The sequence below is a fragment of the Alteromonas sp. ABV4_515 genome (genome assembly GCF_056160345.1).
On sequence record NZ_JBSWWZ010000003.1, the window covers coordinates 165,601 to 185,645 of the forward strand.

The following is a 20,045-nucleotide window of genomic DNA, read 5'->3' on the forward strand; positions in this document are numbered from 1 at the left end:
CAATGAATGTAGATAACGAATTATTGAAAGAAGACGTCCTGGGCTACCTTGAACAGCACGAACAGAAAGACCTGCTGCGCTTTCTTACCTGCGGTAGCGTAGACGACGGTAAAAGTACCCTGATCGGCCGCCTGCTGCATGACTCAAAAATGATTTATGAAGATCAGCTGGCAGCAATTACTAAAGACAGTAAGAAAAGCGGTACCACCGGTGACAAGGTTGACCTGGCACTGCTGGTAGACGGTCTGCAGTCTGAGCGTGAGCAAGGTATCACCATCGACGTAGCCTACCGCTACTTCTCCACCGACAAGCGTAAGTTCATCATCGCGGATACGCCGGGACACGAACAGTACACCCGTAACATGGTAACGGGTGCGTCTACCTGTGATCTGGCCATCCTGATGGTTGACGCCCGCGCCGGGGTAAAAACCCAGACCCGTCGTCACTCGTTCCTGGCCAGCCTGTTAGGTATCAAGCACGTTATCGTTGCTGTGAACAAAATGGACCTGATGGACTTCAGTGAAAAAGTATTTGAAGACATCAAAGCTGACTTCCTGAAGTTCTCTGAAAATCTGAATATCCCTGATATCCAGTTTATTCCGCTGTCAGCCCTTGAGGGTGACAACGTGGTAAACCGCAGCGAACAGTCGCCCTGGTATACTGGCAAACCTCTCATGGAAATGCTGGAAACCATTGAAATCGGTAACGATGACAACAAAGACGACTTCCGATTCCCGGTTCAGTATGTAAACCGTCCTAACCTGGACTTTCGTGGCTTCGCGGGTACCGTGGTATCTGGTCAAGTTGCGCCTGGCGATGAAATCACTGCACTGCCTTCAATGAAAACGTCTAAGGTTAAGTCAGTAGTGACTTTCGAGGGCGATCAGGAACGTGCTTACGTACCGCAGGCGGTTACCCTGACACTGGAAGATGAGATCGATATCTCACGCGGCGATATGATTGTTAAGTCTGACAACCTGCCACTGCTGTCGAGCCAGTTTAAATCTCACCTGGTATGGATGGCTGAAGAGCCGATGATGCCGCATAAGCAGTATCTGTTTAAGTTTGCGACCAAGTCGACTTCAGGTTCTGTGTCAGAAGTAGAATACCAGATTGATGTAAACACCATGGAACACAAGCCTGGTGCCCATCTCAATCTGAACGAAATTGGCGTTGTTGATCTGAAATTCACTCAGCCAGTGGCCTGTGACAATTACGATCGCAACCGTGCAACCGGTGCATTCATCGTTATTGACCGGCTGACCAATGGCACCGTGGGTGCAGGTATGATCATCGACCAGTTGGCCGAAGACAAGCAACACAAAGCGCCTGAGTTCTCAGCATTCGAGCTGGAATTCAACGAATTGGTTCGCAAGCACTTCCCACACTGGAACGCGATCGACATCAGCAAACTGTAACAAACCGGAATGGTTTAAATGGATGTCAACCAAATCATGGTGCTGGGGGTTTTCTTCAGCACCATTTTTGCGCTAGTCGCCACCAACAAGCGGCCTTCGACTATTTTCGCGGTCGCCATGTTGCTTTTGCTGGTTACTCAGCAAATTACCTTTGATGAAATACTGCAGAACCTGACTAACAAAGGGCTTATCACCCTTATTCTCCTATTGCTGGTAAGCAGTGCCATCGACAAAACGGCATTGATAAAGCAAATTGGTCGCAAACTTATTGCTCCAAGTTTTGCCCTTTCCTACTGGCGTTTATTCGGCTTAACCTTCTTCTCTTCTGCCCTACTTAACAACACGGCAGTGGTAGCAAGCTTGATAGGCCCGGTAAAACAGAATCAGTATCACCCGTCATCCCGCTTACTTATTCCACTTTCCTATGCCGCTATTCTCGGTGGAACGGTCACGTTAATTGGTACTTCTACCAATCTGATTGTAGATTCGTTTCTGCAGGAACACGGTCATCCGGGTTTTGCCTTCTGGGATTTCACCCTTTATGGCCTTACTGCGGGTTTAAGTTGTGGTTTGTTAATGTTCGTACTGGCAAGCCTGCTCCCGGATATCGCCAACAAGAAAACCGATTACCGGTCGTACATTGTTGAAGCCGAAGTAGAAGCCGGTTCTGAACTGATTGGTAAATCGGTGGAAGAGAACCACCTACGAAATCTGCCTGAGTTGTTCCTGGTGGAAATCGTTCGTGACCGTCAGCTGATCACGCCGGTGTCTCCTGATTTCATTATTGAACAGGGCGACAAGTTGATATTCTCTGGTAACGTGCAAAAGCTGGACAATTTAAGCCACATTAAAGGCTTAACCATGTTCGCTGAAGCCGACGGCATTCTTCGCGAAAACCTTACCGAAGTGATTATATCTAACCGCGCGCAAATCATCGGCCAAACCATCAAAGCCCTCGGTTTCCGCGCATTATTTGATGCTGCGGTGGTAGCGATTCGCCGGGATGGTGAGCAGCTATCAGGCAAACTTGGTGAAATAAAATTGCAGGCGGGTGACTTTTTGCTGTTAGCCACCGGTCCGGATTTCCAGACTCGCCAGAATTTGTCGAAAAACTTCTTTATCCTCTCGGAGCAGAAGATCACCCGACCACTGACGAACTGGCAGGAATGGATCACCATGGGTGGTTTCTTACTGGTAGTTGCCCTATCAGCAACAGATATACTTAGCCTCGGCATCGGGCTGCTGTTCTTCGCTGCAGTGCTTATCGCGGCCAAGGTAACCAGCAATAGTGAAATCAAACGCAACCTGCCACTGAACCTCATAGTGGTGATTGTAGGCGCGCTAAGCCTAGCCAGTGCGCTGGAAAATGTAGGTGTGATAAGCATGAGCACCGAAATGCTGATGCCGTACTTGTCTGACACCAACTGGTTTGTTGCTCTTATCGTGGTGTATGTCGCTACCTTGCTGCTTACCGAGTTTGTCACCAATAACGCAGCGGCGGCATTAATGTTCCCGTTTGCGTATGGCGTGGCGGGCCTGATTGGTGCGCCTCTGATGCCATTCGCACTGGCTGTCGCATTTGCCGCCAGCGCCAGTTTTATTTCGCCCTACGGCTATCAGACCAACTTGCTGGTATATAACGCGGCGAATTATCGGTTTTCCCATTTTATTAAAATTGGATTACCCATATCGCTAACCTATAGCAGCATTGTACTCATATTATTGAATATGACGTATTTCTAAGATGGCAAAGCGCAAATAAGGCAAACCACTGACAAAACAAAGCCCCGCACTGCGGGGCTTTTTTTGGATTTTAAAACGCTACCCTAATATTTATGGTAACAAAGTCTTCAGCTCTGCTGCGATTTTATCTATCGAAACCGGTTTCGATAAAAAGCCATCAAACCCTAATGCTTTACACTTTTCTACATTTTCAGGCATGGCATGAGCGGTGAGTGCAATGACGGTTTTGTTGTATCCCATCTCTCGCAGTTTGGCATGAACCTCATAACCGTCCATTTCTGGCATCTGGATATCCAGTAAAATGAAATCATATTGGTTTTCAGCGACTAACCTTAACCCTTCCGGGCCAGATTCGGCCGTGTGAAGGTCGATACCAATGTGTGAAAGCAACGCCTCAGTAACAAAACGATTTTCTTCTAAATCGTCTACGTACAGTGCTCGTAGTGCGGCTCCTCTGATATCAGCCAGTAGATCGCTTTTACTCTGCTTACTTTTTTCCGGAACCACCTGCTCTGCTACCGGTGCATGAAAACTTGCAGCAAAGAGGCTACCCTCTGACGGTGAGGATTTTTCCAGCACCAATGAGCCACCCAATTCTTCACAAATGTCTTTTGACAGCGCGAGTCCTAATCCGGTGCCTCCAAAGCGCCCCATAATTGCCTTATTCGCCTGTTTGAAGGGCTGGAAAAGCGCTTTTTGTTGAAACTCATTGATGCCAATACCGGTATCCTGAGTTTTACAGGTGAGGATCTCGTCTTCATAGTAAACCGATAAGGTAACGACACCAGACTCGGTGAACTTAACCGCGTTACTTATCATGTTGTTCAGTACTTGCTTCATTCGCAAGGGGTCGCAAACAACTTTAACGGGAAGCGGATCTTGTATAGCCAAAATAAATCGCAGACCTTTGGCCTGTGCCGCTTGCAATGCTTGCTCGTCTATCTCTCTCAATAGTTCCCGTGGAGAGAACGTTGTTCTATCGATGGAAATACGGCCCGCCTCCATCCGGGAAAGGTCAAGTACATCATCAATAATGTTTTTCAGTTCGCGACTGTTTTTGAGTACTTTTTCCGCTAAATAGCGATGCTCATCGCTTAAGGATTCTGACATAGTGAGCAATTCACCAAACCCGGTAATATTACCCAGTGGCGTCCGCAGTTCATGAGAAACATTCGCAAGCATCAACGCGATGGATTTATTCGCAGCTTCCACTTTTTGGCGCAATGCTTCTTCTTTTTCCAGTTTTGCCACCAGATCTTGCTTGCGCTGATGCATCTGTAAAAAAGCTTTCACCTTGCTTTGAATAACCGGTCGAGACACAGGCTTAAAAAGAATATCCACGCCACCGGCTTCGTAGCTATCTAACTCAAACTGTTCTGACTGACTGTGCGCAGTAAGAAACACAATAGGCAGCTCGCGAAATTTTCTTACACCGCGGATTAAACGCGCTAATTCAAAGCCTGAAACGGGCGTCATTTCTATGTCGATAATGGCAAGACAAAAGTTCGTCTCAGTGAGTAGAGCAAGCGCTTCATCTGCACTTTGGGCAGTAATAATCTCTGCCTGCTCGAGAGTTTCCAGTTGGGCCTCAATGGCCATTAGATTTCTGTTATTGTCGTCTACGACTAGAATTTTATTAGACATACTACACGTGCTCTGTATTTCGCTGATATATACGCTTTGGGCTATTGAAGGCTCGAAGCCCGAATTCACTCTCTCGTTTGAACAGCGATTCGGATTGGCCTAAAACAAGAAAACCGGATTGGTGAAGAGACGATACCAGCAACGACAACGCCTTGTTTTGCGCGTCTTCGTTCAGGTAAATCAATACATTACGACACAGTATGAGATCCATGTCATCAAGAGGTTCATCTTTAATAAGATCGTGCTGAATAAAAGTAACCTGGTCTAATAACGCTTGATCAAAGAAGCCAAGATTGTAGCGAAAAAAGTAATAATCGCTGGCATGTTTCTGCGCCGACACCTGGGTGTAGTGACGGATGAATTGCCTGATCTCATCTTGGGAAAATGCACCGCGCTGGGCTTTTTCTAGCGCCGCAGTACTCACATCTGTGGCATAAACGCTGGTGCGGGATAACAAGCCCTGTTCCGATAGCAGCACTAACAAACTGTAGAGCTCTTTACCGCTGCTGCAACCTGCAGACCAAATCTTAATATGTGCACGGGTTTCAAAGTAGGGAAATAACTGCTCGTTGATTAACTGGAACGTATCCGGATCACGAAAAAACTCGGTGGTCCCCACCGTTAGAATATCAATTATCCACGCGAGAGACTCTTTTCCTTTGAGCAATTCATCCAGAAGCGCAAGTAACGAGCGACCGCCACTTTGTCCGCGCAGGCTATCTAGTCTGCGGGCAATATAATCGTCAGCATAGTGCTGAAAATCATAATTGAAACAAATTTTTAGCCCATGCAGAAAAAGCGCATTTTCCTGCTGTAGAAACTGACTCACACCATGAGCCCTTGTTCTGGCAGCCATACTCGTAATACAGACATTAATGCGGTCAGGTTTAACGGCTTTGCAAGATAATCATTGGCGCCACATTCAATTATTTGCTCGTGATCTTCTTTTCCAGCTTTTGCCGTTAACGCTATTATTGGCACCCGGGCGTATTTTTTTACTTTACCGTCCCGGATGGCTTTTATGAGTTCGTAGCCATTCATGTTAGGCATCATGATATCGGTTAACACCAAATCCAAATGACTTTCAGAAGCAAGCAGATTCATCGCTTCCACACCATCTTTGGCAATAACGACATCTGCACCCCGTTGCTCAAGCGCGCTGGTTAAGGCAAATATATTGCGCATATCGTCGTCCACCAGCATGATTTTGTACCCTGACAGCTCTGAATCAGCGAGCGTATTTTTTTCTAACACTTTACGTTGCTCTATGGATAATTCTGCTTCATCGCGATGTAAGAACAGATTGATTTGTTCAAGCAATTTTTCTGGCGAGCGAGCACCTTTCAGAATAATACTTTCCGCCAGGCCGGATAGCGTGTTTTCTTCTTCTAGGTCCAACTCTTTTGCAGTGTAAATAACCACAGGGGGAAGCGAAATATCCATATATTTTATGGTTTCAAGGAAAGCTAAACCCGTTGTATCTGGTAAACTTAAATCCAGCACAATAGCATCGTAATTAGACGATTTGAGCGCCGCAATAGCATCCTCACCGTAACCACACACCACAACTTCTGTGGTTTTAGAACCCAGCAACGCTGAAATTGCCTGCTGCTGTCCTGCATTGTCTTCAATCAAGAGCAGACGACGATGAGGCGTAGTAATAATTCGTTTAACCCGTTCCAATGCGGCTGAAACTTTATCAATCGTCATGGGTTTAGTCAGATACCCCATTGCCCCAAGACGCAGGGCATTATTTTGATAGTCCATACCCGATATCATATGAACGGGAATATGCCGCGTTTTAACGTTGGATTTTAAAGATTCAAGAATGGCCATACCGCTAAGATTAGGCAGTTTGATATCCAACAGCACGGCATCAGGCGTAAAACTATCTAACAATGCCATGGCCAGCTCACCACTGGCCACACACACGGCCTGCATATCCAGTCTTTTAGCCGCAGCTCCAACCGCCATTGCAAACGCTTTATCGTCTTCAACAATCAACAAACAGAGCTTAGTTCCGTCCAATTCTTCGACTTGCCTTTTCAGCTCAATAAGCTCATCCGCGTTAGCGTCTTTTTCAATGAATTCGCTGCTTAAGGTTTGGGCCTTTTGCTGACTCCCTTTCTCAAGCATTGTAAACGTCGCAGGTAACTTAGTGGCTTCAGGAGCATCGAGTTTGGTTGTAATAGTTAGCTCAAACTTACTGCCTTTACCCTTCTCAGATTCAAGTGTGATGCACCCTTTCAGCAAACTCGCCAGCTCTTTTGAAATTGAGAGGCCCAGGCCGGTGCCGCCATAGGCGCGATCGACAGAAGAATCTTCCTGTTCAAAGGCTTCAAATATCCGCTGCTGTTTAGAGGCATCTATACCCACCCCCGTATCTGAAACGGAAAGAGAAATCGTGTCAGCGCTGCGCTGATGAAGATATAACTCGACTTTCCCTTCGCTGGTAAATTTAAGCGCGTTTGAAATCAGGTTACGCAGTATTTGCTTTAATCGGCTGCGATCAGTTGTCAGTGTGCTAGTTTGAACAGAATCTTCAATGCGAATATTCCAGTTGACCTTCGTTTGTTTAAAAAGAGGGTTGAAAGACACATCGAGCTCATCAATAAAGTCGCGCAGAGAAAAGGTTTCGATATTGAGGGTGATTTTCCTGGCTTCAATTTTGGTTAAATCGAGAATGTCTTCAATCAGCATAAGAAGATCATTACCCGATTGATGAATGGACTTCAGATATTCCAGATTTTTACCTGTGAGTGACGTTTCCTTTTCTAGCAGTAACGAAGAGAGCACCATCAAACTATTGAGCGGTGTTCTGAATTCATGAGACATGTTTGCAAGAAATTCAGATTTGTAGCTGTTTATTTTAATCAGTTCTGCCGCTTTCGCTTCGAGATCCGTTTTAGCCTGGCTTAATTCGCTGTTAGAGCTATCCAAAGAGACGGTTTTTATCTCCAATTCCCTGGACTGTTTTTGGAGCTCTTCATTTGAAACCCGTAATTCTTCTTGTTGCAACTCCAGCTCAGCCGTTTGCCTCTGACTCGCTTGTAACAAGTCTTGATTTTCTTCACGTATATGTAGGCTGTGTAGACCCTGACTAATTACTTTACAGTATTTGTCAGCTGCAGCTCTGTTGGTAAACTCACTATTGTCTGATAAAGCAATCTCAATAATACCTAATTGCTCAGATTCAAAGACGAGTGGCAAATAAAGCAATTTATTTGGCACCATGCTGCCCATCATGGATTTCAAACGCCAGAATTTATCGGGTACTTGCTCAATAGTAGTTACCTCACCGGCATCCAGCATTTGTTTTAAAAAATCTTTGTGGGGGATTGGTTTATCAGCGTCCAGAGAGGTTAGCCCCCACTGGGCTACAAGGGAAAGAAATTTACCATCAGCGACATATAAGCAAATACTGGCTGCGCTCATGTAATCGGCAAGTTTATTGATAATGGCGTTATAAACGTCTTGCTTACTACTCTGCCCGGTAAATGCCATCGACATGTGCTGGAGCAGATTATCCAGAGCAGATTTTTGCTGAATTTCATCTAGCAAATCTCGGTGCTTTTTGCCCATCTCGCACAGATCGCCGGCGAGCTTGTTCATCTCGCTGTTGCCATAGTCAGTGTTGTCAACGAGAGAAAAGTCCATTTTACCGTCTGATATGTTGCGGGACAGCCTGGTTACGCTTTTCACCGACAGCAGCATTTTAGTAACGTGACGCTGCGCAACAACCCATGATAACAGCGCAGTAAGTAGCAGTACGACAAAGATAAAACTGATTGTTCTGAAGGTTGAAGATTCCAACGTTTCACCAACCAGTCTGTTCTCCGCATCGAGCAGGTTGTCGAGCCTGGCGATAGCAGAAATGGCTGGCTCATCATTCACCTTTACTTGTGCATCAAGTTCTTCGACGGACAAGCTAGCCAATTGCTCAGAGCGCAATAATCTTATCTTTTCGAGGTACTGATTAATAACAAGCTCTATGTCAGTGATCTGCGCCAACTCTACATTACTTACTTTAGGCAAGGCTTTGTAATTACCAGAAGCACGCAGCGCTTCATTAAGCTTTTCTTCAGCTGTTACTTTGTACTGAAGATCACGTCGAATAATATAATTCTTGAACGAATGTATGCCACCGCCATAACCAAGATTGGTGTAAAGCTGTTCTAGATACTGTTTCTTCTGCATAAATATATCAGTCGATTTTTGCATCTGATTCTGACTGTTATAAATCAGCAAGGCGCAAATCACCGCACCAACAGCAGTAAGAACGAGAGGAGTAAATAGAACTTTGTAGATTTGCTTACTCAGCGACATGGCCATTCCGGAAAAGAGTCTAAACAGACAGTACCAACGGGAAAAAAGAAGTTGGCAGCACTAAAACTGCAAAGAAATGATTACACGAAATGGCTTAAAGGTTACTTATACTTTTGGATAAAGTTGAGCCAGAAATTAGTGCTTTTAGATGAAAAAAGATGGAAACATTTACGAAGATAAAAGAATGCCAGTAATGAAATAATTTCTACAGTAACGCACTCAGCCACAGTTATTCATGGAACGGCAATAGATCAAATATTTAGTTAGCCAGCGGTTGATGATTGTCTTCAACCGCTGGTAGACCAATAACGACTTAACGGAAAAGCACTTTTTCCTGATTAAACCAGTACACACTAAAGGCAATAAGGGCGCCAGCAATCAAAGCGGTCGAGCCAAATATGGCAATTAACTGTACGTAGTCCATGGTACCTTTGATCAGCTCTTTAATGGCGAGCGCTACGTTAGTCAGTGGCACCCAGGCCCAGCCACCTTTCAACTCAACGCCAGGTAGCATTGCCATAATTACCGGTACGATAGTGAACATCACCAGCGGGGTCATATAACCCTGTGCTTCTTTGAAGCTTCGAGCGTAGATAGACAGACTCAGTAATACCGACGCGAAAATAGCCACAACCGGAATCAGCATGAAGAAAATAAGCAGGAAATCCATGCCGCTAATTGAGCCCATAAAGTCGGCAACTAACTCAATGGCCATGCCCTGACTCAGTACGATGCCCCAGATTGCCATACTGCCTACGGTCACCATTGCAGAAGTCACTCCAGCCAGCGCAATGGCCAGAAACTTCCCTAACACCAGTTTATGACGAGCAATAGGAGAAATAAGCAAAGTTTCCAACGTGCCACGTTCCTTTTCCCCTGCGCCTAAATCGGTGGCGGGGATCATCGCGCCTTGCAAGCAAAGCATGAACACCAGGTAGGGAATAAATCCACCGATTTTCTCCCCCCAGTTTTCCCGCTGATCGGCCACATTCACTTTCTCAACCACTACAGGGTCAATTAGCGCTAGTTGCTGGGTTTCATTTAGACCCAACGTAGAGAACGCGCCTTGCTGGTTTTCTTCTTCAATGGCGTCGACAATTTCATTGAGTCGGCGCTGTACCAAATTTAATCCCGAGTCATTGAGGTATAACGTGAGCGAAATCTGACCATTAGCTAATACGTCATTACTGAAGTTTTCTGGGATCACCAGCACAAAATCCGCATTTTCTTCTTTTACCCACTGTTTGATGTCGGTATTTTGCGGTGCTGCAACGAGATTAAATTCTTCCGACTCAGCTATTCGCGCGACCAGGTCGGGCGCGTATTCAGCACCAACAATGGCGTAATCAAGAATTTCACTTTCCGCTTTCTGAATAGCTTTGGATGACACGTAAGTGACTACGCCGAAAATGGCGGGAAACACTAAGATTGGCAATGCAATCATGAAAAACAGGGTTTTTCTATCTCTTAGCAGTTCTTTAATTTCCTTTAGAAATACGAGCCACATATCAAACTCCTTGTTCCAGTGCTGCCAGAAATGCGCTGTTCAAAGAGCCAGGTACTAGCGCTCTGAATGCGGCAATCTCGTCGTTAAATTGGGTGCGTCCGTGGTTGATTACGGTGACCCGGTCACACAACTCGGCCACTTCATCAAGATGATGGGTTGAAAAAATAACCGGCACGCCCTGGGTTTTGAGGCCCCGAATAAAGTTAAGTACCGTTTGCGACGCCATGATATCAAGGCCGGTAGTCGGCTCATCGAGAATAACAACTTCGGGTTTGTGAATCACTGCTCGGGCAATGGCGGTTTTCTGTTTCATTCCCGTGGAGAAATTTTCACAGCGGCGATCCAGAAAACTGTGCAAATCGAGTAAGTCGGCAAGTTCAGCGATCCTGTCATCGATTTGTGTTTTTGTCATTTGATGAAGCTGTCCGAAGTAGGCGATATTTTCTCTACCGGTTAACCGACCGTATAATCCGGTAGCACCTGAGAGAAAACCAATTTTTTGACGGGCCACCACGGGGTTCTTCAGCACGTCGACACCATTGATGGTTATACTGCCCGCCTCCGGCTTCAGAGCGGTTGAGAGCATACGCAGTGTTGTGGTTTTCCCTGCCCCATTTGGGCCGAGTAACCCTAAAACCTCTCCAGCAGCACAAGACAACGAAACATCTTCCACTGATTTAAAAAACTTTCCGGATAAGCGAGGGTCTTGCTTTTCTTGCTCACTCAGCTTTTTCGGATTTTCAACTTTAAACTTCTTAGCTAATCGATTGATTTCTATCATTTATATAGCTTCCTGACGTAAATAGCGTCCATATTGTTGTTTGCAAAAGCAGCTAATGTAGAACCACTTTCTAAACTGCTCACGTTGCTACCAGTCAAGATTAGGAAAAAAATATTACGAAGCACAGGAAAAAAATGCGACAGAATATTTCCTTACAAATACGCCGTGTACAGTTGCCCACATTTTTCATACCGTATAGCACTAAGATCAGCGTTATTACGCATTATGGAAAACACAAAATAAGACAGGAAAAGAACATGTCAGAGGTTAGCAATCCGTTTCAGGCAGTAAACGAAACCTTTATCCGGCCTAACAAAGTATTTGCCAAATTAGCAAACACAGACAACTGGTCATGGGTGCCGTTTTTTATCGTGATGACATTGGCCTTATTGCCGCTTTATCTTTTTTTTCAAACTATCGACTTTGCCTGGTACAGCAATTACCTTGCAGATGTTCAACTGGGTGATGTGAGTCCGGCTGAAAAACAAGCTTACAAAGATCAACTCACGTTAGGAATGATAAAGTGGAGCACGCTGATTGGATCCTTCCTGGGCTTTTTAATCATTAATGCCCTGGTAGCCGGTTACCTGACATTCATGACCCGCAACGATGAAAAAAGTATTCAGGGCTTCACCGACTGGTATGGCATGACCTGGTGGACGGCTTTGCCTTCCATTATTCCAAGCCTGCTCGCGCTAGTGTTACTGGTAATGGCAGATTCACATCAGATTGACCCAATTTCCCTGTCGCCGCTGTCGCTCGCCTACATTTTTGGTCTTGAGCCCACCTCCGCCTTTTTTAACCTGGGCCAGTCAATTCGTCTCGATATGTTCTGGAGTTATTACCTTACCGCTGTCGCACTAGGTCAGTGGACGTCGTTCTCTACCAAAAAATCGTGGATTGTTGCTCTGGCACCGGGGGCGGTGATATACGGCATTTGGCTGATTTTCGCCATTGTGTAAACGCTAATTACAAGTAAGCGCGAACTCGACGAGTACCAACCAATCAACCCAGCGGTCAGGGAAGTAATTCCCCGACCGTTTTTTGTTTATTAAGAGGCCTAAAATAATCGGTATTTTGATAAAACGTTAGGTTCTGCGGCGAGTACCAGCCCGGCACACCTAATAACGGTAATGGGTGTAAGTGCCCTTTCGCAGAAAAAATATCTGCGTGAGTGAATCGTTGAAACAGCGCCGTGTCCACGGCGTGACATTGCTGTTGAAAAGACATCTGATTGAAATCATCAGGTACAGTCACCGCCAGCCATTTCCCCGTGAGTCCGATGAAGGGTTCAAGTAACATTTCTAAATTCGCGTGGCCGAAAATAAATGGGTAAAACACGTCGCCCCAGCTTGCCTGTTTCTCCAGCATAACTTCAATCCAGTTATGATGAGCAAGCGCATAAACCAGTTCACGCCCTTGTGCTTGCAAACGTTCTGGTACCGCAAGCACTACTCCACATTCATCAAAATGGGTAATACGATTGCGCGATGGTGTGCGAGGATGAACCCCATGCGCAGCAATGTCTTCCACATGCATTCGATTCAACAATCCTTTAGTACGCGGAAATTGTATCCAAATTAATGCATTAAAAAAGTCATGCAAGTTAGACTCCCGGGTTGGCACCACGTTATCCTGAAAGATAATTTCCTCGTAGTAACGACCATCATCATCACTAAACGTCGATTGGCCCTTAAACTCCGGCCCCGACCAATTGCCGTTATGCCAGTGATTTGTTACTGCCATCAGTGTATCTGGCTGAGGGAAAACGGCAATTTCTGTTAAACCTGTTTCACAAAGCAATTGCTTAATAGGGCTGACAAGCTCGGGATGATTTATGGCAGATGACCATGAGACTGCGGTGGAATTCATAAATGATGTATTGGTTAGCCTGGCGGGTTTCTCTATACTGGATGGTTATTGTAGAGCAAACAGAGACTAACAATGAAAAAAATTCTTTTGCCGTTCATGGTTCCAACGATGGTGGGCTTGTCAACAGTGGGCCTCACGGCTTGTAGCAGTGATCAACCGCCGGTTACAGAAGCGAAAGCAGAAGCCACATCAACCTTCGAGCAGGTTTACGCCGGCATTACTGCCGATGAAATTGTCGGCCCGCTGAAAACCCTTTCTTCCGACGAGTTTGAAGGTCGCTTACCTACGACCCCAGGAGAAAAGAAAACCCTGGATTACTTAGTTGGCCAATTTAAAGAAGCTGGCTTCCAGCCTGGTAACGGTAACAGCTATCTACAGCCTGTTGACCTGATGGAAATTACTGCTGATGCAGACATGACTATGACCATCGGCGACAATGCCTTTGCGTATAAACAAGACATGGTGGCTGGCTCTAAACGCGAACAATCGCTGATAGAGCTGAAAGATTCTGAACTGGTTTTCGTGGGTTACGGTGTAAATGCACCAGAATACGACTGGAACGACTACGAAGGCCTTGATGTAAAAGGCAAAACCGTGGTGATTCTGGTAAATGATCCGGGTTTTGAAAATCCTGATTCCGGCAAATTCCAGGGCACCACCATGACCTATTACGGTCGTTGGAGCTACAAATTCGAAGAAGCCAGTCGCCAGGGTGCGGCGGGTGCCATTATTGTTCACGAGACTGCCCCCGCCTCTTATGGCTGGTCTGTGGTAGCAAACAGTTGGAGCGGCCCGCAGTATGGCCTGGTTACCAAAGACGGTGGCGCAAGCCGTGTGGCTGTTGAAGGCTGGCTGACATTGGACGCAGCAAAGAAAGTCTTTGCTGATGCCGGACTCGATTTTGACGAACAGAAAAAAGCCGCACTGAGCGGGCCTTATCATCAAGACCTTGGCTTAACGGCGTCAGTAACGGTGAAAAATACCTTCCAGAAATCGGTAAGTAATAATGTGATTGCTACCCTGCCCGGCACTGAAAAGCCCGACGAGCACGTGATTTATACGGCACATTGGGATCACCTGGGTAAAGATGAAAGCCTGAAAGGCGACCAAATTTACAACGGTGCTCATGACAATGCCACCGGTTCAGCCGCTGCTGTTGCCATGGCACATGCGTTCAGCAAGCTGTCTCCGCGTCCAGCGCGTTCCGTGACGTTCCTCATTGTCACTGCGGAAGAGCAAGGACTTCTGGGCTCAAAATATTATGCTGACCACCCAATTATTCCCCTCGATAAAACCGTTGCGAATATCAACATGGATGCCATGAACGTATTGGGTAAAACCAAAAACGTGAGCGTGGTGGGTATGGGCAAATCTGAAATGGAAAGCTATCTGGAAAAAGCAGCAGTGCGCCAGGGCCGATACCTTACCCAGGAAGAACACCCTGCTGGCGGTTACTACTACCGCTCAGATCACTTTAGCTTCGCGAAGAAAGGCGTACCGGCACTTTACGCTAAAGGCGGTAGCGAACCCTGGGATGCGGCCACTGCCGATTACAAAAAGCGCATGAATGTCATTGTTAAAGGTTGCTACCATCAGGTTTGTGACGAGTTTCGTAAAGAATGGGATTTATCTGGCATTGCCCAGGACACCCAGTTGCTGTTTGAAGTGGGCTATGACGTTGCCAACGCTGACAGTTGGCCGCAGTGGAATGCCACTAGCGAATTTCAACGTCCTTAAACCGCATTAAGGTTTAACGAAAACGGGTCATCGTGAAGGTGGCCCGTTTTTGCATTCTGCCTCATGATTCCCCTGTTTCCCCCGCCCTATATGGCAAAATCGTCACTTTATTTGCGATTCCGTTAAGTTAATCCTTGCTTTTTTTTCTCATACTGGCACATTCAACAAACGCGGAGTTTGCACCCTTCAAAAACAATAAAGTCTCACCCGCGGCCGCGATTAAGCGACCCGACAGAAAAAACAATCCTATTTTCAACAAGTGACAAGAGAGAACCCGTTTTATGTGTGGTATTTTCGGTATCCTTGATATCAAGACCGACGTGTCTGAACTCAGAACCCAAGCGCTAGATTATACAAAGTTGCTGCGTCATCGCGGCCCTGACTGGTCGGGTATCTGGAATAATGACAATACCATCCTGTGCCATGAACGGTTGGCCATCGTCGATGTAGACACTGGTGCTCAGCCGCTCATCAGCCAGGATAATAATAAGATCCTGGCCGTTAACGGTGAGATCTATAACCACAAACAGCTTGCCCAGAATTTGGCAACACCTTACGACTTCAAGACCCGTTCGGACTGTGAAGTTATTCTTCCTCTTTATGAGCAAAAAGGTGTTGAGTTCATTGATGAACTGGAAGGTATGTTTGCTTTTATCCTCTACGATGAAGCACAGGATGCTTACCTGATTGCCCGTGACCACATCGGTATTATTCCGCTGTACACCGGTTACGATGAACATGGCAACTTCTATGTTGCCTCAGAAATGAAGGCACTGGCGCCAATTTGTAAAACTATCAGTGAATTCCCTCCGGGCCACTACCTGTGGAGCAAAACCGGCGAGCTGACTAAGTACTACAAGCGCGACTGGATGAGCTACGACGCCGTTAAAGACAATGAGACTAACCTGGACGACCTGAAAGTGGCTTTCGAGAAAGCCGTTAAGTCGCACATGATGTCTGACGTACCTTACGCAGTACTGCTGTCTGGTGGTCTGGATTCCTCTCTGGTTTCTGCCGTTGCCGCCCAATACGTTGCTAAGCGTGTTGAAGACGAAGACAAGTCTGATGCCTGGTGGCCTCGTCTGCACAGCTTTGCCGTTGGCCTTGAAGGTGCACCAGACTTAAAAGCAGCGAAACAAGTAGCTGACATGATTGGTACTGTTCACCACGAAATCCACTTCACTATTCAGGAAGGTTTGGATGCCATTCGTGACGTTATTTATCATCTGGAAACTTACGATACCACGACTATTCGTGCCGCGACGCCAATGTACCTGATGACCCGTAAGATCAAGGCCATGGGTATCAAAATGGTTCTGTCTGGTGAAGGTTCTGACGAAATATTCGGTGGCTACCTGTATTTCCACAAAGCGCCAAACGCCAAAGAACTGCACGAAGAAACAGTGCGTAAACTGGATCGCCTGCACATGTTCGACTGTGCCCGTGCGAACAAAGCCACCAGCGCTTGGGGTGTGGAAGCCCGCGTACCGTTCCTCGACAAGAACTTCATGGACGTAGCAATGCGCCTGAACCCACAAGATAAAATGTGTGTGGATGGCCGCATGGAAAAATGGATCCTGCGTAAAGCCTTCGACGATGGCAAAACGCTGCCAGCTGAAGTGCTGTGGCGTCAAAAAGAGCAGTTCGGTGACGGTGTAGGTTATTCCTGGATCGACTCTATCCGTGACTTCGTAGAAACCGAAGTGTCTGATCAGCAACTGGCTACGTCAGAATTCCGCTTCCCGGTGAACACGCCTGATACGAAAGAAGGGTATTACTACCGCACTATCTTTGAAGGCTACTTCCCGCAAGAAAGTGCTGCGCGTTGTGTACCTGGCGGTAAATCCATTGCCTGCTCAACGGCTGAAGCCCTTGAGTGGGATGAAAGCTTCAAGAACAACGCTGACCCATCAGGTCGCTCTATGAAAGACGTGCACTCTGGCAAAAGTCACTAAGTTGCACAACTAGAAATACAAAGCCCGGTCATTGACCGGGCTTTTTCGTATTAGCAATATACCAATTAAAAGAATAAGTGACCGAGCTCTCAGGGATTCTCCTGGTTTTCGAGAGACGCCTTGTACCAAAGCGAAGCGTCCTGCAGCGGGGTTTGTTCAGGTAACAAGGTGTTGTCGAGCACGATGGTGTTGCGATTCGACAAATCCAGTTGCTTTAACGCATCTTCATACGTCGACATAAACAAGGCATCAAAGGAACCATCTTCAATGGCCATTTTAAGGCCTGTCTCAATTAGCCTCGCCAGTGTTGTATTACCTTTATTAACGAAAAAATACAGCGCCGTGGGGTAATACATCGCGACGTTTTTCTCTAACATGATATCCGAGGGCATGGTATCGGCATTCAGCTCATTAAGCACTTCCATTACCGATCGAGGAAAAAAATCAGCCTTGTGGGTTTCGAGCACTTCAGCCGCATTACCATAAGACGGAACGGTAAAAACATTAAAGCCGTTTGCCTGCAAAATTTTGGTATCTGGCCATTCTTCACCTGAAATAGGTACCAGTTTGAGCAAATCATTTTTGCTCATCTCTTTGGTAAATCGTGCCTCGCTCATGTCGTTGATGAGGAATACACGCCAGCCAATTAACCCTTTGGCCAATGGAATACGAATTGGGAGAAGATCTTTTTCTCGCTGACTGTCAGTCATGCTCCAAACCACATTCACTTCGCGATTTTCACGCAACTGGCGAAGCGCCTTCCCCTGCAGCATGATACGGTCGGAGGGCAACAAACTGTACTTCACACCGGTCTTTTCCAGCGCCAGGGTTAACAACGCCAGTGGATATTCGGTACGTAAATCTTTGTCGTCTATAGGTCGAGGATAGGTAATAGACCATAACGCGGCCTGCGCATTAATGCTTAATAACAGCAGTGAGACTGCGAACCACTTGCGCATAAGCGACATCCTTCCCTTTACTCGATACCGATGTATTTGTGTGTTTGTAACGATAAACGCCAGTTTCTAGCAATACAAGTCGCAATCGCCAAATCGGTTGCACGTTGCTGCTGACTAATGGGTTGCAAACAAACGTGCGCCGGTTGCGCGTCACCTAAACGCGCCAACAGTGCATCTAACTCATCCACATGCTTTTGCATGGCCACCGGATGTTTAATTTCGTTAGCCCGTTGCAATGCGCTGGTCAGAATCTTCATGCCGCCTTTCATATCGACTTTGGGCGACACCGTTACCCAGGTATCCTCATGGCAAAGCACCTCGAAGGTACCGCTTGTTTCAATTTGCGTGGTGAAGCCGCGCGCATGCAGCAGTGATGTCACCGAGGTTAAGTCGTACATACAGGGCTCACCGCCAGTGATCACAACATGGCGTGCGTTAAAGCCGCGCTGCGCAAATATTTCCAATAGCGCGTCGTCAGTGCAGGCGAAGAACGCTTCACTTTCCTGTGTTTTGTCTAACACCGCATCGGCAGAAGTTAGAAATGCGTCGTCCAGGGTCCAGGTGTGTTTAGTGTCACACCATGGGCATCCCACAGGGCATCCCTGAAGGCGGACAAAGATAGACGGCACACCGGTTTGCACCCCTTCGCCTTGGATGGTTTCAAACATTTCATTAATTTTTAGCTGAGTTTGCGGCAATGTGGTGGTCCTGTGGTGTATTCAGGTTGGGATTTTACCAAGAATCAAATAGAATTCAGGCATCTTTTCGCGAAAAAAACGAAACTTATGTCTGAAAAAGTCATTGTTATCTATTCCGGCGGCATGGATTCATTTACCGTGCTGCATAAAGCCCTTGCCGATGGGAAAAAACCGTATGCGCTGTCATTCAATTACGGACAACGTCATAAAAAGGAGCTTGAGTATGCAGCCCGTGTTTGTGATGAATTAAACGTGCCACACAAAATCGTTGATATTTCAGCGATTAACGCTTTGGTCGGTGGCTCTGCATTAACCGACGACATTGATGTACCAGAAGGTCATTATGAAGAGCCATCAATGAAGACCACCGTGGTGCCCAATCGTAATATGATCCTGCTTTCACTGGCTGTAGGCTACGCAGTAAGTGAAGAAGCTTCCAAGGTATATTACGGTGCCCACTCAGGCGATCATGCCATTTATCCGGACTGTCGTCCCGAATTCGTTGAAAAAATGAATGATGTATGCGCTATTGCTAACTACGAGGCCGTTGAAATTGTGACGCCTTACCTCAAGGTAAGCAAAACCGCTATTCTTACGGCGGGTTTGCAGATGGGACTGGATTACGGAAAAACCTGGACTTGCTATAACGGCAGGGAAAAAGCCTGCGGAAAATGTGGTGCTTGTCAGGAGCGTCTTGAAGCATTCCGTGAAAATCAGGCTACTGACCCGCTGGCATACGAAGCCTAATCATTAACAGGAGTAATGTATGAAAGCATTATCAATCGCCGCTATTACCGTATCACTGGTGATGTCATCGCACGCCTATGCGGGTGTGAATCAACAAACATTGTCCGGTTTACTGAATAGTAAGAAACCCGCCGAATCCACTGCGACCACGTCTGCGCTAATGGATTTACAAGGTACAGATATTATGGGGCTGGTTAGCAGCGTTTCAGAAAACCTGGGCGTAACGGAAGCACAGTCGCAAGGTGGTATTGCGTCTGTGTTTAACTATGTTAAGGGAAATTTATCTTCCGGTGATTTCTCGTCATTGTCTGACAGCTTACCGGGCCTGGACAGCTTAATGAGCATGGTACCTGAGACAACCACTGAAGGCTCAACGTCTGGTAAATCTACTTCTTTGTCCGGATTGTTAAATAAAGCTTCCGAATACAGTGGTTCGATGAAGTCGATTAACGATCTTAAAAATCAATTTGAAGCACTGGGGCTGACGCCAGAAATGATCAGCAGTTTTGTCAGTCAAATAAGCACATATTTACAATCAGAAGAAGGCCAACAGACCCAATCTTTATTCCGCAGTGGTCTGGATAAATTAGTTAGCAATCTTTAACGCATTCTGCGGGGCTGCCTATGAGTCCCGCTATCTCCTTAACCTGGCAATCTC

15 protein-coding genes are annotated in these 20,045 nt (G+C 46.4%); 7 read left to right on the forward strand and 8 right to left on the reverse strand.

Features of this window, described 5'->3' with window-relative positions; genetic code table 11:
• Positions 1 to 2 precede the first annotated feature (2 nt).
• Both cysN and ACXAGX_RS08465 read left to right on the forward strand, forming a co-directional pair.
• Positions 3 to 1,418, forward strand: a complete 1,416-nt coding sequence (cysN, locus tag ACXAGX_RS08460; RefSeq protein ID WP_474817977.1) for a sulfate adenylyltransferase subunit CysN — start codon at positions 3 to 5, stop codon at positions 1,416 to 1,418.
• Between the two features lie 18 nt (positions 1,419 to 1,436).
• Entirely contained in the window at positions 1,437 to 3,161 is a 1,725-nt protein-coding gene (locus tag ACXAGX_RS08465) for an SLC13 family permease (RefSeq protein WP_474837735.1), read from the forward strand.
• A gap of 90 nt (positions 3,162 to 3,251) precedes the next feature.
• Here ACXAGX_RS08465 and ACXAGX_RS08470 read toward each other — a convergent pair whose 3' ends face one another.
• The 5 genes from ACXAGX_RS08470 to ACXAGX_RS08490 all read right to left on the reverse strand — a co-directional run bounded on the left by ACXAGX_RS08470 (position 3,252) and on the right by ACXAGX_RS08490 (position 11,419).
• A complete protein-coding gene (locus ACXAGX_RS08470) occupies positions 3,252 to 4,805 on the reverse strand; it encodes a response regulator (RefSeq protein WP_474837737.1) in 1,554 nt (517 codons plus the stop codon).
• A 1-nt stretch (position 4,806) separates the two neighbouring features.
• Complete coding sequence (locus tag ACXAGX_RS08475; protein WP_474817973.1) at positions 4,807 to 5,634, reverse strand: CheR family methyltransferase; 828 nt, start codon at positions 5,632 to 5,634, stop codon at positions 4,807 to 4,809.
• Positions 5,631 to 9,131 (reverse strand): GAF domain-containing hybrid sensor histidine kinase/response regulator, encoded by a 3,501-nt coding sequence (locus ACXAGX_RS08480; protein ID WP_474817972.1) that lies wholly within the window; start codon positions 9,129 to 9,131, stop codon positions 5,631 to 5,633. The genes ACXAGX_RS08475 and ACXAGX_RS08480 overlap by 4 nt, the downstream gene beginning before the upstream one ends.
• Positions 9,132 to 9,444: 313 nt before the next feature.
• Entirely contained in the window at positions 9,445 to 10,638 is a 1,194-nt protein-coding gene (locus tag ACXAGX_RS08485) for an ABC transporter permease (RefSeq protein WP_474837739.1), read from the reverse strand.
• Between the two features lies 1 nt (position 10,639).
• Entirely contained in the window at positions 10,640 to 11,419 is a 780-nt protein-coding gene (locus tag ACXAGX_RS08490) for an ABC transporter ATP-binding protein (RefSeq protein ID WP_474837741.1), read from the reverse strand.
• A gap of 257 nt (positions 11,420 to 11,676) precedes the next feature.
• Between ACXAGX_RS08490 and ACXAGX_RS08495 the strand changes: the two genes are divergently transcribed.
• Positions 11,677 to 12,381, forward strand: a complete 705-nt coding sequence (locus ACXAGX_RS08495; RefSeq protein ID WP_474817967.1) for a Yip1 family protein — start codon at positions 11,677 to 11,679, stop codon at positions 12,379 to 12,381.
• A gap of 55 nt (positions 12,382 to 12,436) precedes the next feature.
• Here ACXAGX_RS08495 and ACXAGX_RS08500 read toward each other — a convergent pair whose 3' ends face one another.
• Positions 12,437 to 13,291, reverse strand: a complete 855-nt coding sequence (locus tag ACXAGX_RS08500) for a DUF3025 domain-containing protein (RefSeq protein ID WP_474837743.1) — start codon at positions 13,289 to 13,291, stop codon at positions 12,437 to 12,439.
• 72 nt (positions 13,292 to 13,363) lie between these two features.
• Between ACXAGX_RS08500 and ACXAGX_RS08505 the strand changes: the two genes are divergently transcribed.
• Positions 13,364 to 15,028 carry a M28 family metallopeptidase gene (locus ACXAGX_RS08505; RefSeq protein ID WP_474837745.1) on the forward strand — a complete coding sequence of 555 codons (1,665 nt, stop codon included), beginning with the start codon at positions 13,364 to 13,366 and terminating at the stop codon, positions 15,026 to 15,028.
• 281 nt (positions 15,029 to 15,309) lie between these two features.
• On the forward strand, positions 15,310 to 16,983 hold the full coding sequence (gene asnB, locus ACXAGX_RS08510) for an asparagine synthase B (RefSeq protein ID WP_474817964.1): 1,674 nt from the start codon (positions 15,310 to 15,312) through the stop codon (positions 16,981 to 16,983).
• 89 nt (positions 16,984 to 17,072) lie between these two features.
• Here the strand turns inward: asnB and ACXAGX_RS08515 are convergent, their stop codons facing one another.
• Positions 17,073 to 17,942, reverse strand: a complete 870-nt coding sequence (locus ACXAGX_RS08515) for a type 2 periplasmic-binding domain-containing protein (RefSeq protein WP_474817963.1) — start codon at positions 17,940 to 17,942, stop codon at positions 17,073 to 17,075.
• Between the two features lie 17 nt (positions 17,943 to 17,959).
• On the reverse strand, positions 17,960 to 18,610 hold the full coding sequence (gene queE, locus ACXAGX_RS08520) for a 7-carboxy-7-deazaguanine synthase QueE (protein WP_474837746.1): 651 nt from the start codon (positions 18,608 to 18,610) through the stop codon (positions 17,960 to 17,962).
• Between the two features lie 117 nt (positions 18,611 to 18,727).
• Here queE and queC point away from each other — a divergent pair, with 117 nt between their 5' ends.
• Both queC and ACXAGX_RS08530 read left to right on the forward strand, forming a co-directional pair.
• A complete protein-coding gene (queC, locus tag ACXAGX_RS08525) occupies positions 18,728 to 19,387 on the forward strand; it encodes a 7-cyano-7-deazaguanine synthase QueC (RefSeq protein ID WP_474837748.1) in 660 nt (219 codons plus the stop codon).
• Between the two features lie 19 nt (positions 19,388 to 19,406).
• Entirely contained in the window at positions 19,407 to 19,991 is a 585-nt protein-coding gene (locus ACXAGX_RS08530; RefSeq protein WP_474837750.1) for a DUF2780 domain-containing protein, read from the forward strand.
• Positions 19,992 to 20,045 lie beyond the last annotated feature (54 nt).